This window comes from Citrobacter sp. Cpo037 (assembly GCF_030332945.1).
Taxonomy (GTDB): domain Bacteria; phylum Pseudomonadota; class Gammaproteobacteria; order Enterobacterales; family Enterobacteriaceae; genus Citrobacter; species Citrobacter portucalensis.
Genome location: NZ_JAOWGW010000081.1, coordinates 65,657 through 82,050 on the forward strand (window position 1 = coordinate 65,657; position 16,394 = coordinate 82,050).

The 16,394-nt window shown below is 51.7% G+C and carries 16 protein-coding genes; 13 read left to right on the plus strand and 3 right to left on the minus strand.

What is annotated here, in order from left to right; all coding sequences use genetic code 11:
• The first annotated feature begins 113 nt into the window (after positions 1–113).
• The 4 genes from OGX94_RS22850 to metC all read left to right on the plus strand — a co-directional run bounded on the left by OGX94_RS22850 (position 114) and on the right by metC (position 3,951).
• Entirely contained in the window at positions 114–299 is a 186-nt protein-coding gene (locus OGX94_RS22850) for a hypothetical protein (protein WP_257661612.1), read from the plus strand.
• Positions 300–326: 27 nt separating this feature from the next.
• Entirely contained in the window at positions 327–1,223 is an 897-nt protein-coding gene (locus OGX94_RS22855) for a LysR family transcriptional regulator (RefSeq protein ID WP_286570011.1), read from the plus strand.
• A gap of 318 nt (positions 1,224–1,541) precedes the next feature.
• Entirely contained in the window at positions 1,542–2,729 is a 1,188-nt protein-coding gene (locus tag OGX94_RS22860) for an amino acid permease (RefSeq protein WP_257661736.1), read from the plus strand.
• A gap of 40 nt (positions 2,730–2,769) precedes the next feature.
• Positions 2,770–3,951: a cystathionine beta-lyase gene (gene metC, locus OGX94_RS22865; protein WP_257661610.1), complete on the plus strand. Its 1,182-nt coding sequence runs from the start codon at positions 2,770–2,772 to the stop codon at positions 3,949–3,951.
• A gap of 7 nt (positions 3,952–3,958) precedes the next feature.
• Here the strand turns inward: metC and OGX94_RS22870 are convergent, their stop codons facing one another.
• The gene (locus tag OGX94_RS22870) at positions 3,959–4,876 is read right to left on the minus strand and encodes a LysR family transcriptional regulator (RefSeq protein WP_126955993.1); all 918 of its coding nucleotides are present in this window, start codon (positions 4,874–4,876) and stop codon (positions 3,959–3,961) included.
• Between the two features lie 137 nt (positions 4,877–5,013).
• Here OGX94_RS22870 and OGX94_RS22875 point away from each other — a divergent pair, with 137 nt between their 5' ends.
• The 9 genes from OGX94_RS22875 to fecE all read left to right on the plus strand — a co-directional run bounded on the left by OGX94_RS22875 (position 5,014) and on the right by fecE (position 14,995).
• A complete protein-coding gene (locus OGX94_RS22875) occupies positions 5,014–5,505 on the plus strand; it encodes a GNAT family N-acetyltransferase (RefSeq protein WP_126955991.1) in 492 nt (163 codons plus the stop codon).
• 93 nt (positions 5,506–5,598) lie between these two features.
• On the plus strand, positions 5,599–7,056 hold the full coding sequence (locus tag OGX94_RS22880) for an amino acid permease (RefSeq protein WP_126955989.1): 1,458 nt from the start codon (positions 5,599–5,601) through the stop codon (positions 7,054–7,056).
• A 367-nt stretch (positions 7,057–7,423) separates the two neighbouring features.
• Positions 7,424–7,945, plus strand: a complete 522-nt coding sequence (fecI, locus tag OGX94_RS22885; RefSeq protein WP_003832221.1) for a ferric citrate uptake sigma factor FecI — start codon at positions 7,424–7,426, stop codon at positions 7,943–7,945.
• Complete coding sequence (gene fecR, locus OGX94_RS22890) at positions 7,942–8,895, plus strand: ferric citrate uptake sigma factor regulator FecR (RefSeq protein ID WP_128317709.1); 954 nt, start codon at positions 7,942–7,944, stop codon at positions 8,893–8,895. Before fecI ends, fecR begins: the two co-directional genes overlap by 4 nt.
• A gap of 86 nt (positions 8,896–8,981) precedes the next feature.
• Positions 8,982–11,306, plus strand: coding sequence for a TonB-dependent Fe(3+) dicitrate receptor FecA (gene fecA, locus OGX94_RS22895; protein ID WP_126955985.1), 2,325 nt, complete (start codon positions 8,982–8,984; stop codon positions 11,304–11,306).
• Between the two features lie 73 nt (positions 11,307–11,379).
• Positions 11,380–12,279: a Fe(3+) dicitrate ABC transporter substrate-binding protein FecB gene (locus OGX94_RS22900; protein ID WP_257661608.1), complete on the plus strand. Its 900-nt coding sequence runs from the start codon at positions 11,380–11,382 to the stop codon at positions 12,277–12,279.
• Entirely contained in the window at positions 12,276–13,274 is a 999-nt protein-coding gene (gene fecC / locus OGX94_RS22905) for an iron-dicitrate ABC transporter permease FecC (RefSeq protein ID WP_257661607.1), read from the plus strand. Before OGX94_RS22900 ends, fecC begins: the two co-directional genes overlap by 4 nt.
• Positions 13,271–14,227, plus strand: coding sequence for a Fe(3+) dicitrate ABC transporter permease subunit FecD (gene fecD, locus OGX94_RS22910; protein ID WP_164562931.1), 957 nt, complete (start codon positions 13,271–13,273; stop codon positions 14,225–14,227). Before fecC ends, fecD begins: the two co-directional genes overlap by 4 nt.
• Complete coding sequence (gene fecE / locus OGX94_RS22915) at positions 14,228–14,995, plus strand: Fe(3+) dicitrate ABC transporter ATP-binding protein FecE (RefSeq protein ID WP_063941433.1); 768 nt, start codon at positions 14,228–14,230, stop codon at positions 14,993–14,995. It begins immediately after the preceding gene.
• Positions 14,996–15,085: 90 nt separating this feature from the next.
• Here the strand turns inward: fecE and OGX94_RS24865 are convergent, their stop codons facing one another.
• Positions 15,086–15,169, minus strand: a complete 84-nt coding sequence (locus tag OGX94_RS24865) for a hypothetical protein (RefSeq protein ID WP_353622361.1) — start codon at positions 15,167–15,169, stop codon at positions 15,086–15,088.
• Positions 15,170–15,424: 255 nt separating this feature from the next.
• Positions 15,425–16,369: a dihydrodipicolinate synthase family protein gene (locus OGX94_RS22920; protein ID WP_257661606.1), complete on the minus strand. Its 945-nt coding sequence runs from the start codon at positions 16,367–16,369 to the stop codon at positions 15,425–15,427.
• Between the last annotated feature and the right edge of the window lie 25 nt (positions 16,370–16,394).

A 16,394-nucleotide genomic window follows, 5' to 3' on the forward strand; every position in this document is an offset into this window, starting at 1 on the left:
GATAAGAAATGAAAATAGTACATTTTAATAATGAATTAAATGCAGCGCAGGCAAATGATAGCGCAAGTAAACTGAACACATGCTAATCATCGACCTGAATCTCAGGACTAACCATGCGTTTGTTAAATGTCTTTATCTTTTTGTTTACTGCACTTGTTCTAGTGAAAACTATTCACGATAACCCCCCCTTTTCTCTGCTCGATATTTTTGTTTCATCTCCTGAATTCAGCGTTAGCCATGGCCGCGTTTTTCTTTTGTTTATTTTCGATACTGGAACTGGCCTCATGGCCATTGCTTAAATCTGTTGACTGGAAACGTGAAAAAAGATGAATGCTCCCAAACTTTCAAGCTATCTCAACCAGTTTCAGGTGCTTATCAAAGTGGCAGAAACGGGTAATCAATCAAGGGCAGCCAGAGAACTGGGGTTGACCCCTTCGGCTGTCAGCAAGAGTCTTACTCAACTTGAGGGCGTTGTTGGCAATGTGCTGATTTCTCGCGAATCGCGCCCAATTCAGTTAACGGCAAGTGGGCGGCGAATACTTCAGGTGGCACGCCGGGTGATTGCTGACATTGAAGGACTGGCTGCCAGCGTAGAAACTGAAACACTGCGTATCAACTGTTCAGTGGCATTTGGTTGCACCCACATTCCACATATTTCAAATTCCTTTCAGCAGCTACACCCGGGTGTGTGCATTAACGTCACACTTGACGACCGTCTGATTAATCTGGCGCGCGATGAGTTTGATATCGCCTTAAGGATCTCTTCGGAAGCGGCACGATATGAAGAAGATGATACATGCCTGATGGATATCAGCTGGTTCTATTGTGCCTCTCCGGAATATCTGAAATGTCATCCGCCGATTCGCACTCCCGCCGATTTACGTTTCCATCAGTGCCTGGTCTACCCGCAAATGACCAGCGAGGGAAGATGGACATTTCATCATGGGGTCAAGAGCGAAACGGTAAAAGTAATGCCCTATTTTTCGTGTAATTCCAGCCTGCTATTGCTGCAAAGAGCGTTAGCCCATGGTGGGGTTGCTTGTCTGCCGGATTATCTGGTGAGCCATTATCTGGATTCCTGGAAGTTAATACGCGTACTACCAGCTCACGATCCTGGCGTCACTCATCGTTTACAGGCCATTGTCTCGCCTTCAGCACAAGGGGACAAAACTATTATTAATTTTCTGGATTTTCTGAAGACTGCATTACGGGAAAAAATGTGATGGCGCGCTGATCATTGACGACACCATCTGTGACTCACATTCACAGTCATTGCTATATATCAGTGCGAATCACAATTCGGCGATGCTGTTATCGGGACAATATTGTTTTACCAACATCTTCGTTAAAAGATGAACTTACAGAAATAGATTCTGTAATGACTAGAACCCTACACACATATTTAAGGTTCGACAGAAATCCAGAAAATATAAGTCTCTTTTAAGAGGTTAAAAATGATGGTAAACAGTGGAGATACAGTGATTAAGCATAGAATTCCTTTCACAACCTACGATCTTGGATGGGTAGTATTGTGTATCGGCATGGCGATAGGAGCAGGTATTATCTACATGCCGATTCAGGCTGGCGTAAAGGGAATATGGGTATTTGTTGCCTCTATTTCATTAAGCTATCCAGCAATCTACTGGCTTCAGAACCTGTACCTTAAAACCTTAACCCAGACACCAGCCTGTGACAGCTATGCAGAAATTATAACCCAATATCTTGGTAAAAACTGGGGAGGATTGTTAGGTGTTGCTTACTTTTTAATGTTGCTAATGGGGATTTTGAATTATGCCATGAGTCTGGTAAACGATAGCGCTGCGTATTTTCATAGCTATCACATTACCGATGGTTTTTTATCCAAAACAGCATGGTACCCTCTTATTTTATTAGGTGTTATGGTGTTGATTGCTAATCAGGGTGAAAGATGGCTGTTTCGTATCTCCGGGCCGATGATTTTCTTTAAACTTGCCGTAATTGTCTTTCTTGGTGCAGTAATGACTCCATACTGGAGTATCAATAATATCTCTGCATTTCCTCCTGTCATGAGCTTCCTGCGAGATGTTTTGCTAACGCTGCCATTTACGTTGTTTTCAATTTTGTTTGTTCAGATCCTCAACCCAATGAACATCGCATATCGCAAACTGGAGTCCGACCCAGTCATTGCTTCACTACGAGCAATCCGTGCTACGCGCATTGCCTACATTGTACTTGTCGTCAGTGTGCTGTTCTTCGCCTTTTCCTTTAGTTTCGCTATCACCAAAGAAGAGGCAGCGTCAGCTCTTGAACAAAATATCTCTGCCCTGGCGCTGGCATCACAAATCATGCCGGGAAATTTAGTGAGCATACTTTCAGTGACACTAAATATCTTTGCAATATTAACGGCATTTTTTAGTATTTATCTGGGGTTCAAAGAAGCTATTATGGGACTAGCGGTAAATATGATATCCCGCATCTCAGGCAGCGAAAATATTAACCGTAGACTGCTTTCAATAATTATTGCCGTAGCGATTGTCATATTTCTCTGGGGTTGGGTAAGTTTTGATTTTTCTGTGATGCTGCTAATGCAAATTTCCGGCCCAGTATTTGGACTGGTAGCCTGTTTAATACCCTTCTATCTGGTAAAAAGAGTCTCGGCACTGGACAACCTGCGATCCTGTAAAAATTATTATGTTGCCTTTTATGGCATTCTTCTTTGCATCTCACCATTTTTAAAATTTGTTGAATAAAATTGACCAGCTGTCAAGGTCATAAATTATGGATGTGTATATGAAAAATATGAACAGTCACTCCCTTAAATTATCAACCCGTTTAACGCAAATGGGGCGGAATACTCGTGAACAGCACGGTTTTGTGAACAGCCCAGTGTATCGTGGCTCAACCGTTGTATTTGAAACTGTGGAAGATCTCGAAAACAATCGGGCGGCCTTTGCTTACGGTACGCTTGGCACACCCACTATTAAAAATCTGGAAGATGCCTGGACGGAGCTTGCAGGAGCTGCTGGCACAGTGATGTCACCTTCTGGACTGGGCGCCGTGGCTCTGGCGCTAATGACGACACTCAAGGCAGGAGATCATCTCCTGATGCCGGACTCCGTTTACCGCCCAACGCGAAATTTTTGCGATCTCACCCTGCAAAAATTTGGCGTCACAACCACTTATTACGACCCGATGGTGGGAGAAGGTATCTGCGCACTGATCCGCCCTGAAACCAGCACGCTATTCCTGGAGTCTCCCGGCTCGCAAACCTTTGAGATTCAGGACGTCCCGCTGCTTACCCGCATTGCACGTAGCCGGAATATTAAAACTATCATCGATAACACCTGGGCAACGCCGCTGTTCTTCCATGCACATCAACACGGCTGCGACATCTCTGTGGAAGCCGGGACCAAATACCTTAGTGGACACTCTGACTTGCTGATGGGGATGGTGAGCGCTAATGCCGAGACCTGGCCTGCGCTACGTGCCACCTATGACAGTATGGCCATGTTACCGGGTGCAGAAGACTGTTTCCTTGCCTTACGTGGTTTGAGAACGTTGCATATTCGCCTGAAAGAAGCGGAAACACGGGCACTGGCAATTGCTCACTGGCTTGCAGAACAACCTGAAGTCAAAACTGTACTCCACCCCGCAATGCCGGATTGTCCGGGACATGAAATCTGGAAGCGAGACTTTACGGGATCGTCAGGGCTGTTCTCTGTGGTGCTTGATCCCGTATTCAGTAAACAGGCGGTAACACGCATGCTGAATGACATGCAGCTGTTCGGAATGGGGTATTCCTGGGGTGGTTTTGAAAGCCTGATTATTCCTTTCGACTGCCGGGAATATCGAACTGCGACAACCTGGAACAAGAAGGGAGAAACCCTCCGGCTCCAGATTGGTCTGGAAGATCCGGATGACCTGATCACCGATCTGCGTCAGGGGCTTGATCGGCTGCATTCATTGACGTAATCGGGTTTTACGGCTCGCAAACCTGCAAAATTTGCTCTTTCATCCATAAATGTCCAGGTGAGTTACTGAGCTGTGGGCTGTAATAAGCCTTCAGAATATACTGGGGTGTCGGGAATGGAGGAGTAAACACCACAAGATTTTTCATATCAAAAACAGATGAGATGCCCCGCTTGGGAAGCGTGATGACCAGATCAGTATTTGAAACAATGAGCGGGGCAATCATCAGACTTGGCAATTCAACAACAATTCGGCGGCGTACCTGCTGACTTTCCAGATAACGGTCGATAGCACCCCGGGATTCCAGCCATGGGCGTACCACCACGTGCCCGGCGCTAAGATAGCGCTCATGGGTAAGGGAATCATGAATTTCAGGATGACCGCGTCGCGCAGCAACCACGTAATCATCAGTAAAGCAGGTAATAGACTCAATACCGCGCCGGGGATTTTTCTGCTCTTCTTCAAAACCAAGGGCATAATCAACTTTGCCCGAAAGCAGATCTTCATCGGCGTTAAAATCACGTGAGTAGATAAGCTTAATAGTAATGCCCGGCGCGAGGCTGTTAACTCTCGCGATCAGGCCAGGCAGGATTACCGCAGCCGTGTAGTCCGTAGCGGCAAAAGTAAACGTCTCCCGGCTTTTTTCCGGCTCAAAGTGTTCAGGCTCATGCAGGCAAGTAGAGAGACTGCTCAGAGCGGCGGAAACGTTGGCGGCAATGCTCTCTGCTTTTGACGTTGGCACCATGCGTCCGCCGGTGCGCACAAATAAAGGATCGTCAAGTGAGGCTCTTAAGCGATTCAGCGCATGACTTAGCGCCGATGGACTTAGTGCCATTTCGTTAGCTGCCTCCGTTACGCTCCCATGCCGATAAAGAGAATCGAAGATAAGCAATAAATTCAGATCGGTCTTACGCAACGTCGACACCATGGTTCTTTTATCCTGGGCAAATTTGAAAACAGCAGTTAATGAATATTATACATTTTATTGTTGCATAAAATGCAGAGAAAGCATGATTGAAAAAAGATAATATATTTACAACAAAATGATTCTGAAGAGGCAAAACTATGTCTACCCCTGTATTCCGTCAGGCCACTGTCGCCGATGTCGATCGTTGCTATGATATTGAAATCACATCCTACGAAGGGGATGAAGCCGCAACGCGCGAGAAAATAGCCACCCGAATTAACCGCTATCCGGAAGGTTTCCTGTGTATGGAACTGAACGGCGACATTATTGGTTTCATCAATGCAGGCTGCGCATGGGAAGTCGTGATGTCTGATGAAGAATTTAAAGAACTGGTTGGACACGATCCGGATGCTCCTAATGCCGTGATTATGTCTGTCGTGGTTCACCCGGATTATCAGGGGAAAGGATACTCGTCGTTGCTGATGCGTGAATTCGTGTCGCATATGAAAGCAATGAACAAAAAAACAATTCACCTGTTGTGTAAAGATCGCCACGTCGATCTGTATGCTCATTTTGGTTACCAGTATATAAAACCGTCAGAGTCAGACCACGGTGGTATGGCCTGGCACGAAATGATGATGACACTCTGATTTAACGATCAAGGCACGACTATTTTTCTTTTCATCTCCGGTTTGCGCTGACAGTTTGCTGTGGTTGTCAGCGCCTCCTCACCTGATTTTTTTATGCAAAATACTCAAACTGCTCCGCAGACGCTTAAGCGTACCCTGCATACACGCCACCTTTCGATGATCGCTATTGGCGGTTCTATTGGTACAGGCCTGTTTCTGGCCTCCGGTGCTGCTATCGCTCAGGCGGGTCCTGCTGGTGCGCTATTGTCGTATATTATCATCGGTCTTATGGTCTACTTCATCATGACCGGCCTTGGTGAACTTGCTGCATTTATGCCCGTTTCCGGTGCGTTCGCCGTCTATGGCGCACGCTTTGTTGATGAAGGTTTTGGCTTCGCACTAGGTTGGAATTACTGGTTCAGCTGGGCCGTCGCCACGGCAGTGGATTTAGTGGCCGCGCAACTGGTGATGGGGTACTGGTTCCCGGAGATCTCTGGATGGATCTGGAGCGCAGGATTTCTGGTGCTGATCTTCTTGCTAAACGCGCTGTCGGTCAGAGGGTTTGGCGAGGCGGAATACTGGTTCTCTCTCATTAAGGTCGCAACGGTAGTGATTTTCATTGTGCTGGGGTTACTGATGATTACTGGTATCCTGCGTGGGGCACCTGACGCCGGGCTGCTTAACTGGCAAACAGGTTCGGGGCCATTTGCAGGCAATATCTTTAGTATGATCGGCGTGGCGATGATTGTTGGCGTATCTTTCCAGGGTACAGAACTGATTGGTATTGCCGCCGGTGAGGCGCAAGAGCCAGAGAAAGCCATTCCGCGTGCCATGCGTCAGATTTTCTGGCGAATTTTGCTGTTCTACGTTTTTGCGATTCTGGTGATCAGCTTGATTGTGCCTTATACGGATCCGCACCTGCTGCAATCCGATGTAGATAATGTCAGCATGAGTCCGTTTACACTGGTATTCCAGAATGCAGGATTATTATCCGCCGCGGCGATCATGAATGCGGTTATCCTCACCTCCGTGGTCTCAGCTGGTAACTCTGGTCTATACGCTTCAACCCGTATGCTTTTTAACCTGGCGCATGAAGGAAAGGCTCCTGCATTTTTTACCCAACTGACGCGTAACGGCGTGCCGCTGCTTGCTTTACTGGCAACTGCCATGGTGTCGGCACTGTGTTTTTTATCGTCGATGTTTGATAACGCATCCGTCTATATGTGGTTACTGAACATGACGGGAATGACTGGCTTTATTGCCTGGTTAGGGATTGCCGTCAGCCACTACCGTTTTCGACGTGGATATGTACAGCAAGGCCATAACGTTGACGTCCTGCCCTATCGTTCAGCGTTTTTCCCTGTAGGAACGATCTTTGCCTTCTTACTCTGCCTGGCAGTAACACTCGGCCAGAACTATCAAGCATTTATGCATGACAAAATCGACTGGTACGGAGTGGCCTCCACCTATATCGGTATTCCGATATTTCTGGTGTTATGGACAGGCTATAAGATAACCACTCGCTGTCGTTGGATAAGGTATGACGAGATGTGTTTTGATAAGCAGGAGTAATGGTTATACCAGTTGTCGCCAGCGTTTAACACTTTTGAATGCGCAGTCAATGTACAGTCAATTGCCCGCAAGATAGCTCGGGAACCGTGGCGACCACTCACTGGCGATTGCCGTAAACTCACCAGTGTATTCTTCATGGGAATTGAGCTGTCCTGTGTTTTAATCAATGTCCGCTTCTCGCTGTGAGTCCAACCGTCACATGCCAAAAGCAGACTCCCCCTTCCCCATCCGATATCCACCTCATAACATTTTTATAAATAACAAAGCATTAAGAAGTTCAACGTAATACAATTATATTTATAATTGTAATGATAACCATTCTCATATTACTATAAACGCGTGATAATTAACTTTTGATACATTCCACATGTCTGACCACGCCACTACCACTGCTTCCTTTACGCTCGAGTCGCTTTATGGCGCACATCACGGCTGGTTGAAAAGCTGGCTGACGCGCAAACTCCAGTCCGCCTTTGATGCAGATGACATTGCCCAGGACACTTTTCTACGGGTAATGGGCAGCGACTCGCTCTCGACGATCCGCGATCCGCGCTCCTTTCTGTGCACTCTCGCCAAACGGGTGATGGTCGACCTGTTTCGCCGAAACGCGCTGGAAAAAGCCTATCTGGAGATGTTGGCGCTTATGCCGGAGGCGCTCGCGCCTTCCCCCGAGGAACGCGAGAGCCAGCTCGAAACCCTGCAACTCATCGACAGCATGCTTGACGGGCTGAACGGAAAAACACGAGAAGCGTTTCTGCTTTCGCAACTGGATGGTCTGACATACAGCGAGATCGCGCTGAAGCTCGGTATCTCCGTCAGCTCGGTGAAAAAGTATATGGCAAAGGCTATCGAACATTGTCTGCTGTTTCGTCTGGATCACGGCCTGTGAACGCTTCTATCACTGATTCTCGCCGCCAGGCATTGCGCTCGGCATCGCACTGGTATGCTGTATTGAGCGGCGAGCGTGTCAGCCCACAGCAAGAAGCGCGCTGGCAACAATGGTACGAAGAGGACAAAGATCATCAGTGGGCCTGGCAACAGGTTGAAAACCTGCGCAGCCAGCTCAGCCGCGTACCGGGCGATGTCGCCAGCCGGGCGCTGCACGATACGCGCCTTACCCGTCGCCATGTTATGAAAGGGCTACTGCTGCTACTTGGCGTAGGCGGCGGCTGGCAGCTCTGGCAATCTGAAGCCGGTGAAGGTCTGCGCGCGGATTACCGCACCGCCAAAGGCGCGGTCAGCCATCAGCGGCTGGAAGATGGCTCGCTGCTGACGCTCAACACACAAAGCGCCGCGGACGTTCGTTTTGATACGCGTCAACGCGCTGTCCATCTCTGGTACGGCGAAATTGCTATTACCACCGCAAAAGACGCGCAGCAGAGACCTTTCCGCGTTGTGACCCGCCAGGGCCAGCTCACCGCATTAGGCACAGAATTTACCGTCTACCAGCAGGACAACGTCACACGCGTTGTCGTTCAACAACACGCTGTTGAAGTCTTACTGGCAAATCGTCCGCAGGAAAAACGCATCGTCAGCGCTGGCGAGAGCCTGCAGTTTAGCGCGTCTGAATTTGGTGCAATAGCCTCAGCGGATGATGAAAGCGCCACCTGGACGCAGGGCATTCTGAGCTTCAGCGATAAACCTTTGGGTGAAGTGATTGCCACGCTGAGCCGTTATCGCAACGGCGTGCTGCGCTGCGATCCGGCTGTGGCCGGGTTACGCCTGAGTGGCACTTTCCCGCTGAAAAATACTGATGCAATCCTGGATGTTATTGCCAAGACTCTTCCAGTGAAAATTCAGTCAGTTACGCGATACTGGGTAAATATTTCCGCATTGTAAGCAAAATAATTCTCATTTCTATTGTCCTTTTTCCCCTTCTCATTCGACTCATAGATGAACACAACAAAAATGATGATGGAGAAGGTATGACGCCTTTACGCGTTTTTCGCAAAACAACACCTTTGGTTAACGCCGTTCGCCTGAGCCTGCTGCCGCTGGCCGGGCTGTCGTTATCCGCCTTCGCAGCGCAGGTTGATATTGCACCGGGTTCGCTCGACAAAGCCCTTAATCAGTATGCCGCGCTCAGCGGAATTACCCTGTCGGTTGACGCCAGCCTGACGCGCGGCAAACAGAGTAACGGTCTTCACGGTGACTACGACGTCGAAACCGGCCTGCAACACCTGCTGAACGGTAGTGGCCTGCAGGTGAAACCGCTGGGTAATAACAGCTGGACGCTGGAGCCCGCACCAACACCGCAAGAAGATGCCCTGACCGTGGTGGGCGACTGGCTGGGGGATGCGCGCGAAAACGACGTATTCGAGCATGCCGGCGCACGTGACGTTATCCGCCGTGAGGATTTCGCCAAAACCGGCGCAACATCCATGCGCGAGGTACTGAACCGCATTCCTGGCGTTACCGCCCCAGAAAACAACGGCACCGGTAGCCACGATCTGGCGATGAACTTTGGTATTCGCGGCCTGAATCCGCGCCTGGCCAGCCGTTCAACGGTGCTGATGGACGGTATTCCCGTACCGTTTGCTCCTTACGGCCAGCCGCAGCTTTCACTGGCGCCTGTCTCACTCGGAAATATGGACGCCATCGACGTGGTTCGCGGCGGTGGCGCGGTGCGTTACGGGCCACAAAGCGTGGGCGGGGTGGTGAACTTTGTTACCCGCGCTATTCCGCAAGACTTCGGCATGGAAGCCGGCGTGGAAGGCCAGCTCAGCCCAACATCTTCACAAAATAACCCAAAAGAAACGCACAACCTGATGGTGGGCGGCACGGCGGATAACGGTTTTGGTACCGCCCTGCTTTACTCCGGCACACGTGGAAGCGACTGGCGCGAACACAGCGCGACCCGCATCGACGACCTGATGCTGAAAAGCAAATATGCGCCAAACGAAGTGCATACCTTCAACAGTCTGTTGCAATACTACGACGGTGAAGCTGACATGCCCGGCGGCCTGTCTCGCGCGGATTACGACGCCGACCGCTGGCAATCCACGCGCCCTTACGATCGCTTCTGGGGGCGCCGCAAACTGGCGAGCCTCGGCTACCAGTTCCAGCCGGACAGCCAGCATAAATTCAATATTCAGGGCTTCTACACTGAAACTCTGCGCAGCGGCTACCTGGAACAGGGAAAACGCCTCACCCTTTCACCGCGTAACTACTGGGTACGCGGCATTGAACCACGCTACAGTCAGAGCTTTATGGTGGGTCCTTCTGCGCACGAAGTGGGCGTGGGATACCGCTATGTGAGCGAGTCGACGCATGAAATGCGTTACTACACGACCACCAGCAGCGGACAACTGCCGTCCAGCGCCAGCCCTTACGATCGCGACACTCGTTCCGGCACCGAAGCGCACGCCTGGTATCTGGATGACAAAATCGACATTGGCAACTGGACTATCACACCGGGTATGCGTTTTGAACATATCGAGTCATACCAGAACAACGCCATCAAAGGCTCACATGAGGAAGTAAGCTACAACGCCCCACTTCCGGCGCTAAACGTACTTTATCACCTGACTGATAGCTGGAATCTTTATGCAAACACTGAAGGCTCATTCGGCACCGTACAGTACAGCCAAATTGGCAAGGCTGTGCAAAGCGGCAATGTGGAACCGGAAAAAGCGCGAACCTGGGAGCTCGGAACCCGATACGACGATGGCGCGCTGACGGCGGAAATGGGGCTGTTCCTGATTAACTTTAATAATCAGTACGATTCCAACCAAACCAACGACACCGTTACCGCACGCGGTAAAACGCGCCATACCGGACTGGAAACTCAGACTCGCTATGATCTTGGCACATTGACGCCAATGCTCGACAACGTTTCAGTCTACGCAAGCTATGCGTATGTGAACGCTGAGATTCGCGAGAAAGGCGATACCTATGGCAATCAGGTGCCCTTCTCACCAAAACACAAAGGCACGTTGGGCGTGGACTATAAGCCGGGCAACTGGACCTTCAACCTGAATAGCGATTTCCAGTCCAGCCAGTTTGCGGATAACGCCAACACCGTTAAAGAGAGCGCTGACGGTAGTACCGGTCGCATCCCTGGCTTTATGCTCTGGGGCGCACGCGTAGCCTATGACTTCGGCCCGCAGATGGCAGACCTGAACCTGGCGTTCGGTGTGAAAAATATCTTCGACCAAGAGTATTTCACCCGCTCTTACGACGACAACAACAAAGGCATCTACGCAGGCCAGCCGCGCACGCTGTATATGCAGGGTTCGTTGAAGTTCTAAACCCCGTTAACCCGGCCTGCATGCTGTTTTGTAGGTCGGGCAAACGAAACGCCACCCGACGCAGGCAATTTACATGTTCACACCATTACGCACGCTATTCGCCGCTCTGCTGCTCACCGGCCATGCTTTTGCCGCCACGGTTCATGACGAACATGGCACCTTTACGCTTGATAAAACGCCACAACGGATAGTGGTGCTGGAACTGTCGTTCGCGGACGCACTGGCTGCTGTCGATGTCAGTCCGGTCGGCATTGCCGACGATAACGATGCCATGCGCATTCTTCCAGAGGTTCGTACCCATCTGAAACCCTGGCAGTCTGTCGGCACGCGTGCGCAGCCGAGTTTAGAAGCCATCAGCGCGCTGAAACCGGATCTGATCATTGCCGACAGCAGCCGCCATGCGGGTATTCACAGCGCCTTACAGCAAATCGCACCGGTGCTGCTGCTCAAGTCCCGCAATGAAACCTACGCTGAAAATCTTCATTCTGCGGCCATCATCGGTGAAATCGTGGGTAAAAAGGCACAGATGCAGTCACGCCTGGCGCAACACCAACAACAGATGTCAGAGTGGGCCAGCCAACTGCCAAAAGACACGATGGTGGTGTTTGGTACGTCCCGAGAGCAGCAGTTCAACCTGCACACGCAGGAGACCTGGACCGGGGGCGTCCTGACCTCTCTGGGGCTGACGGTGCCTGCGGCTATGGCGGGTTCGTCTATGCCTTCCATCGGTCTGGAACAGCTGCTGGCGCTCAATCCGGCATGGCTGCTGGTCGCGCACTATCGTGAAGAGAGCATCGTGAAACGCTGGCAACAAGACCCGCTGTGGCAGATGTTAACTGCGGCGCAGAAGCAGCAGACGGCGTCGGTCGACAGTAACGCCTGGGCGCGGATGCGCGGCATTTTCGCAGCCGAACGCATTGCCAGCGACACGGTAAAAATCTTTCACCACCAGCCTTTATCCGATGTGAAATGACAGTTTTCAAACATCCAGCGCTACAGTGGGGGCTTCCCCTTGTCGCGCTTATCGCTATCTTCTGGCTGAGTCTGTTTTGCTACTCGGCCATTCCTGTTTCTGGCGTTGATGCCATTCACGCCCTGCTGCCAGGCCATACGCCGACGCTTCCACAAGCGCTGGTGCAAAACCTTCGTTTGCCGAGAAGCCTGGTCGCCATTTTGATCGGCGCAAGCCTGGCTCTGGCGGGAACGCTGCTGCAGACCCTGACGCATAATGCAATGGCCTCCCCTTCACTACTCGGTATTAACAGTGGCGCAGCGCTGGCGATGGCGCTTACCAGCGCTATCAGCCCTGCGCCCGTTACGGGTTACTCCATCGCCTTTATCGCCGCCTGCGGTGGCGGCGTAAGCTGGCTGATGGTGATGACCGCAGGTGGTGGATTTCGCCACACCCAGGACAGAAACAAACTGATCCTCGCGGGCATTGCGTTCTCGGCTTTCTGTATGGCCCTTACCCGCATCACCCTGCTGCTGACGGAAGATCACGCCTACGGCATTTTTTACTGGCTTGCGGGAGGCGTATCCCACGCTCATTGGCAGGAGTTCTGGCAGCTTTTCCCAATGGTAGTGGTTGCTGTACCGGTGGTATTGCTGCTGGCTAATCAACTGAACCTGCTTAACGTCAGTGACAGCACCGCCCGCACGCTGGGGGTGAATCTGCCGAAGCTCCGTTTGATCATCAATATTCTGGTGCTGCTTCTGGTCGGTACCTGCGTCAGCGTGGCAGGTCCGGTGGCGTTTATCGGTCTGCTGATGCCGCATCTGGCTCGCTTCTGGGTGGGATTCGATCAGCGCAAGGTCCTGCCGATGAGCATGCTTATGGGCGCCACACTGCTGCTGCTGGCTGATGTTCTGGCCCGAGCGCTGGCCTTCCCTGGCGAATTGCCCGCGGGGGCAGTAGTGGCGCTGATTGGTGCACCCTGTTTTGTCTGGCTGGTCAGGAGGCGTGGATGAAAATTGCGTTCGTCATTTTCATCGCCCTCGCGCTGGCAGGACTTTCGGCTTTGTCACTACAAATGGGGGTGATCGCCATTCCCTGGCGTGCTCTGCTGAGCGACTGGCAGACCGGACGCGAATATCATTACGTATTAACGGCGTACCGCCTGCCGCGACTGCTACTGGCGCTGCTTGTCGGTGCAGCCCTCGCGGTGGCAGGCGTGCTGGTGCAAGGGATCGTGCGTAACCCTTTGGCATCACCGGATATCCTCGGCGTAAACCATGCCGCCAGTCTTGCCTCTGTAGGCGCACTGCTTCTTTTACCGTCACTACCGGTGATTGCTCTGCCGCTGCTGGCCTTTGCCGGTGGCATGGCGGGCCTGATCCTGCTGAGAATACTGGCGAACACCAGCCAGCCGATGAAGCTGGCGCTCACGGGTGTTGCGCTCTCTGCCTGCTGGGCCAGCCTGACGGATTATCTGATGCTCTCGCACCCGCAGGATGTGAACAGCGCCCTGCTGTGGCTGACCGGCAGCTTATGGGGCCGTGACTGGAGCTTTGTGAAAATAGCCGCCCCACTGCTGATTTTGTTTCTGCCGCTGAGTCTGCGTTTTTGTCGCGATCTCGACCTCCTGGCATTGGGCGATGCGCGCGCCGCCACGCTCGGTGTGTCGGTGCCGCGTATTCGGATCCAGGCTTTGCTACTGGCCGTAGCCATGACATCGACCGGCGTGGCCGTCTGCGGCCCAATTAGCTTTATTGGTCTTGTGGTGCCGCACATGGTGCGCAGCATTACCGGTGGACGTCACCGCTGGCTGCTGCCCGTTTCAGCCATGACAGGTGCGTTACTGCTGGTGGTTGCCGACCTGCTGGCGCGAATTATTCATCCTCCGCTGGAGCTTCCGGCTGGCGTGCTGACCGCCATTATCGGTGCACCATGGTTTGTCTGGCTGCTTGTGAGAATGCGATAAATGACATTACGAACTGAAAATCTGACGGTCTGTTACGGTACAAACAAGGTGCTTGATGGCGTTTCACTCGCCCTACCAGCGGGGAAGACAACTGCCCTGCTCGGCCCTAACGGCTGCGGGAAGTCAACGTTGTTAAACTGTTTTTCACGACTGTTAACACCGCAGTCCGGTGGCGTATTTCTCGGCGATAGTGCCATCAATACGCTCTCATCACGCCAGCTAGCCCGCAGGCTGGCGCTGCTGCCCCAGCACCATTTAACTCCCGAGGGGATCACCGTCCAGGAGCTTGTTTCGTACGGTCGCAACCCGTGGTTGTCACTCTGGGGGCGTCTCTCCGTTGAAGACAATACGCGGGTCCATGATGCTATGAGCCAGACGCGGATCCAACATCTTGCCGAACGACGGTTAACTGATCTTTCTGGCGGTCAGCGACAGCGCGCATTTCTGGCGATGGTCCTGGCGCAGGATACGCCCGTTGTACTACTCGATGAGCCAACCACCTATCTCGATATCAATCACCAGGTGGAACTGATGCGGCTGATGGGGGAACTCCGGGCTCAGGGGAAAACGGTAGTCGCCGTGCTGCACGACCTTAATCAGGCCAGCCGGTACTGCGACCATCTGGTGGTAATGGCGAACGGACATGTTATGGCGCAAGGCACACCAGAAGAGGTGATGAACCCTGGATTGCTGAGAACCGTATTCAGCGTGGATACGGAGATACACCCCGAACCGGTATCTGGCAGGCCGATGTGTGTAGTGAGGTAGATGATACAGTCTGTAATGGTACCATGGCTTCAACAGGTCGCCGGTTATATCACTCGTGCTACGATGACTTCACTCCGCCCAGGTAACATTTCAACGGTTCTGGGCTGGATCATGTTGCAGCGTTCTGTCATCAACCATCATGCATTTAGAACCAGTCAAAACCATATGAATCATCGGTTCATAAACCGCAGACAACGGTGTTCAGGGATTACTCTCTGCACCATAGCAACCCGTGAAATGCAGTTTACCGAGTGATAACACGTCGCTGTATGCACAGCAACAAAGGCAGGATTAAGTAAAACGCGAAGAGGATGACGAAACGGGGAGACACGCTAATTCATCTTTCCGCTTAATATTAACGGGCGCTGGGTTGCTTCATACCGACGTCCGCGGTGTGCCAACAGCGGACGTTCATGATTTAAATATTATCTAATGGCTTTCTGGCCTAACTGGTATAACAGGTAGGCCCTGTCCATTCGAAAGGTCAAGGAAACTAAATTGTTCCATCAGAGCTTCCAGAGATGCCCGTTCTTTTCCAGTTAGCGTCTGAAGGGGGAATGGCAGACAGGGGGCCTGAACGATTCCCTTAATCTCGGCGACACTGGCAATCACCCGGAGGCTGCCGTGGCGGCGGTAGAACGTCCACAATGGCTCAAGTGATATGTTCATCTGTCTGGTCTCCGAGTCATCCCCGCGTAAAGCGGTACGGGTAAGATCCAGCGTATAATGTGGGAACAACCCGCCTAGTACCGAGTACCAGGTATCACAACCAGCTAACAAGCCAGCAATCGCCTGAGCATCGCCACTTATTCCTAGCGTCACCCCCTTTGCCATCTGGCTTTTCAGATGCTGAACACGCTGACCAGCCTGAATCGGATCGGCAGGAAATTCCCCGAGTTTGATGGAGCCTATGTTGTCAAGGTGCGACAGAGCTATCAGCAGGTCATCGCTGAAATTGAATCCAGTGGTTGCCGCATTATCATAAATGCAAAGCGGGACCGATAACTCTGCTGTCACCCGCTGATATAGACGGAAAACCTCCGCATCGGTAAGTGGCTGATAGGTTACGGGGGCAAGCAACACTCCACTGACACCTGCCCGCTGTGCGTCTTCCGCCAGACTCATAACATCCTCGGTACGAACAGATCCAATGCTTGTTATTACCGGGATATCCCCTGCTGCACTAACGGCAAGCTTTGTCGCAGCGAAACGTTGTTCGCGGGTCAGATAAGCATAGCTCCCAGTAGATCCCAGAGCGCCAATTGAATCAACTCCGGCGTCAGCCAGATTTTCAATCAGAGATGTGAATCGGCTTTCATCAATATCGCCGTTATCCAGGGGGGTCAGCGGAAATGCACTCAGGCCAGTAAACATAGTGGTTCCTTATTCAAAAAGAGTC

Coding starts and splice junctions, on each gene's coding strand:
- OGX94_RS22850 (WP_257661612.1), top strand. CDS start 114: ATGCGTTTGTTAAATGTCTTTATCTTTTTGTTTACTGCACTTGTTCTA.
- OGX94_RS22855 (WP_286570011.1), top strand. CDS start 327: ATGAATGCTCCCAAACTTTCAAGCTATCTCAACCAGTTTCAGGTGCTT.
- OGX94_RS22860 (WP_257661736.1), top strand. CDS start 1,542: ATGGCGATAGGAGCAGGTATTATCTACATGCCGATTCAGGCTGGCGTA.
- metC (WP_257661610.1), top strand. CDS start 2,770: ATGAAAAATATGAACAGTCACTCCCTTAAATTATCAACCCGTTTAACG.
- OGX94_RS22870 (WP_126955993.1), bottom strand. CDS start 4,876: ATGGTGTCGACGTTGCGTAAGACCGATCTGAATTTATTGCTTATCTTC.
- OGX94_RS22875 (WP_126955991.1), top strand. CDS start 5,014: ATGTCTACCCCTGTATTCCGTCAGGCCACTGTCGCCGATGTCGATCGT.
- OGX94_RS22880 (WP_126955989.1), top strand. CDS start 5,599: ATGCAAAATACTCAAACTGCTCCGCAGACGCTTAAGCGTACCCTGCAT.
- fecI (WP_003832221.1), top strand. CDS start 7,424: ATGTCTGACCACGCCACTACCACTGCTTCCTTTACGCTCGAGTCGCTT.
- fecA (WP_126955985.1), top strand. CDS start 8,982: ATGACGCCTTTACGCGTTTTTCGCAAAACAACACCTTTGGTTAACGCC.
- OGX94_RS22900 (WP_257661608.1), top strand. CDS start 11,380: ATGTTCACACCATTACGCACGCTATTCGCCGCTCTGCTGCTCACCGGC.
- fecC (WP_257661607.1), top strand. CDS start 12,276: ATGACAGTTTTCAAACATCCAGCGCTACAGTGGGGGCTTCCCCTTGTC.
- fecD (WP_164562931.1), top strand. CDS start 13,271: ATGAAAATTGCGTTCGTCATTTTCATCGCCCTCGCGCTGGCAGGACTT.
- fecE (WP_063941433.1), top strand. CDS start 14,228: ATGACATTACGAACTGAAAATCTGACGGTCTGTTACGGTACAAACAAG.
- OGX94_RS24865 (WP_353622361.1), bottom strand. CDS start 15,169: ATGATTCATATGGTTTTGACTGGTTCTAAATGCATGATGGTTGATGAC.
- OGX94_RS22920 (WP_257661606.1), bottom strand. CDS start 16,369: ATGTTTACTGGCCTGAGTGCATTTCCGCTGACCCCCCTGGATAACGGC.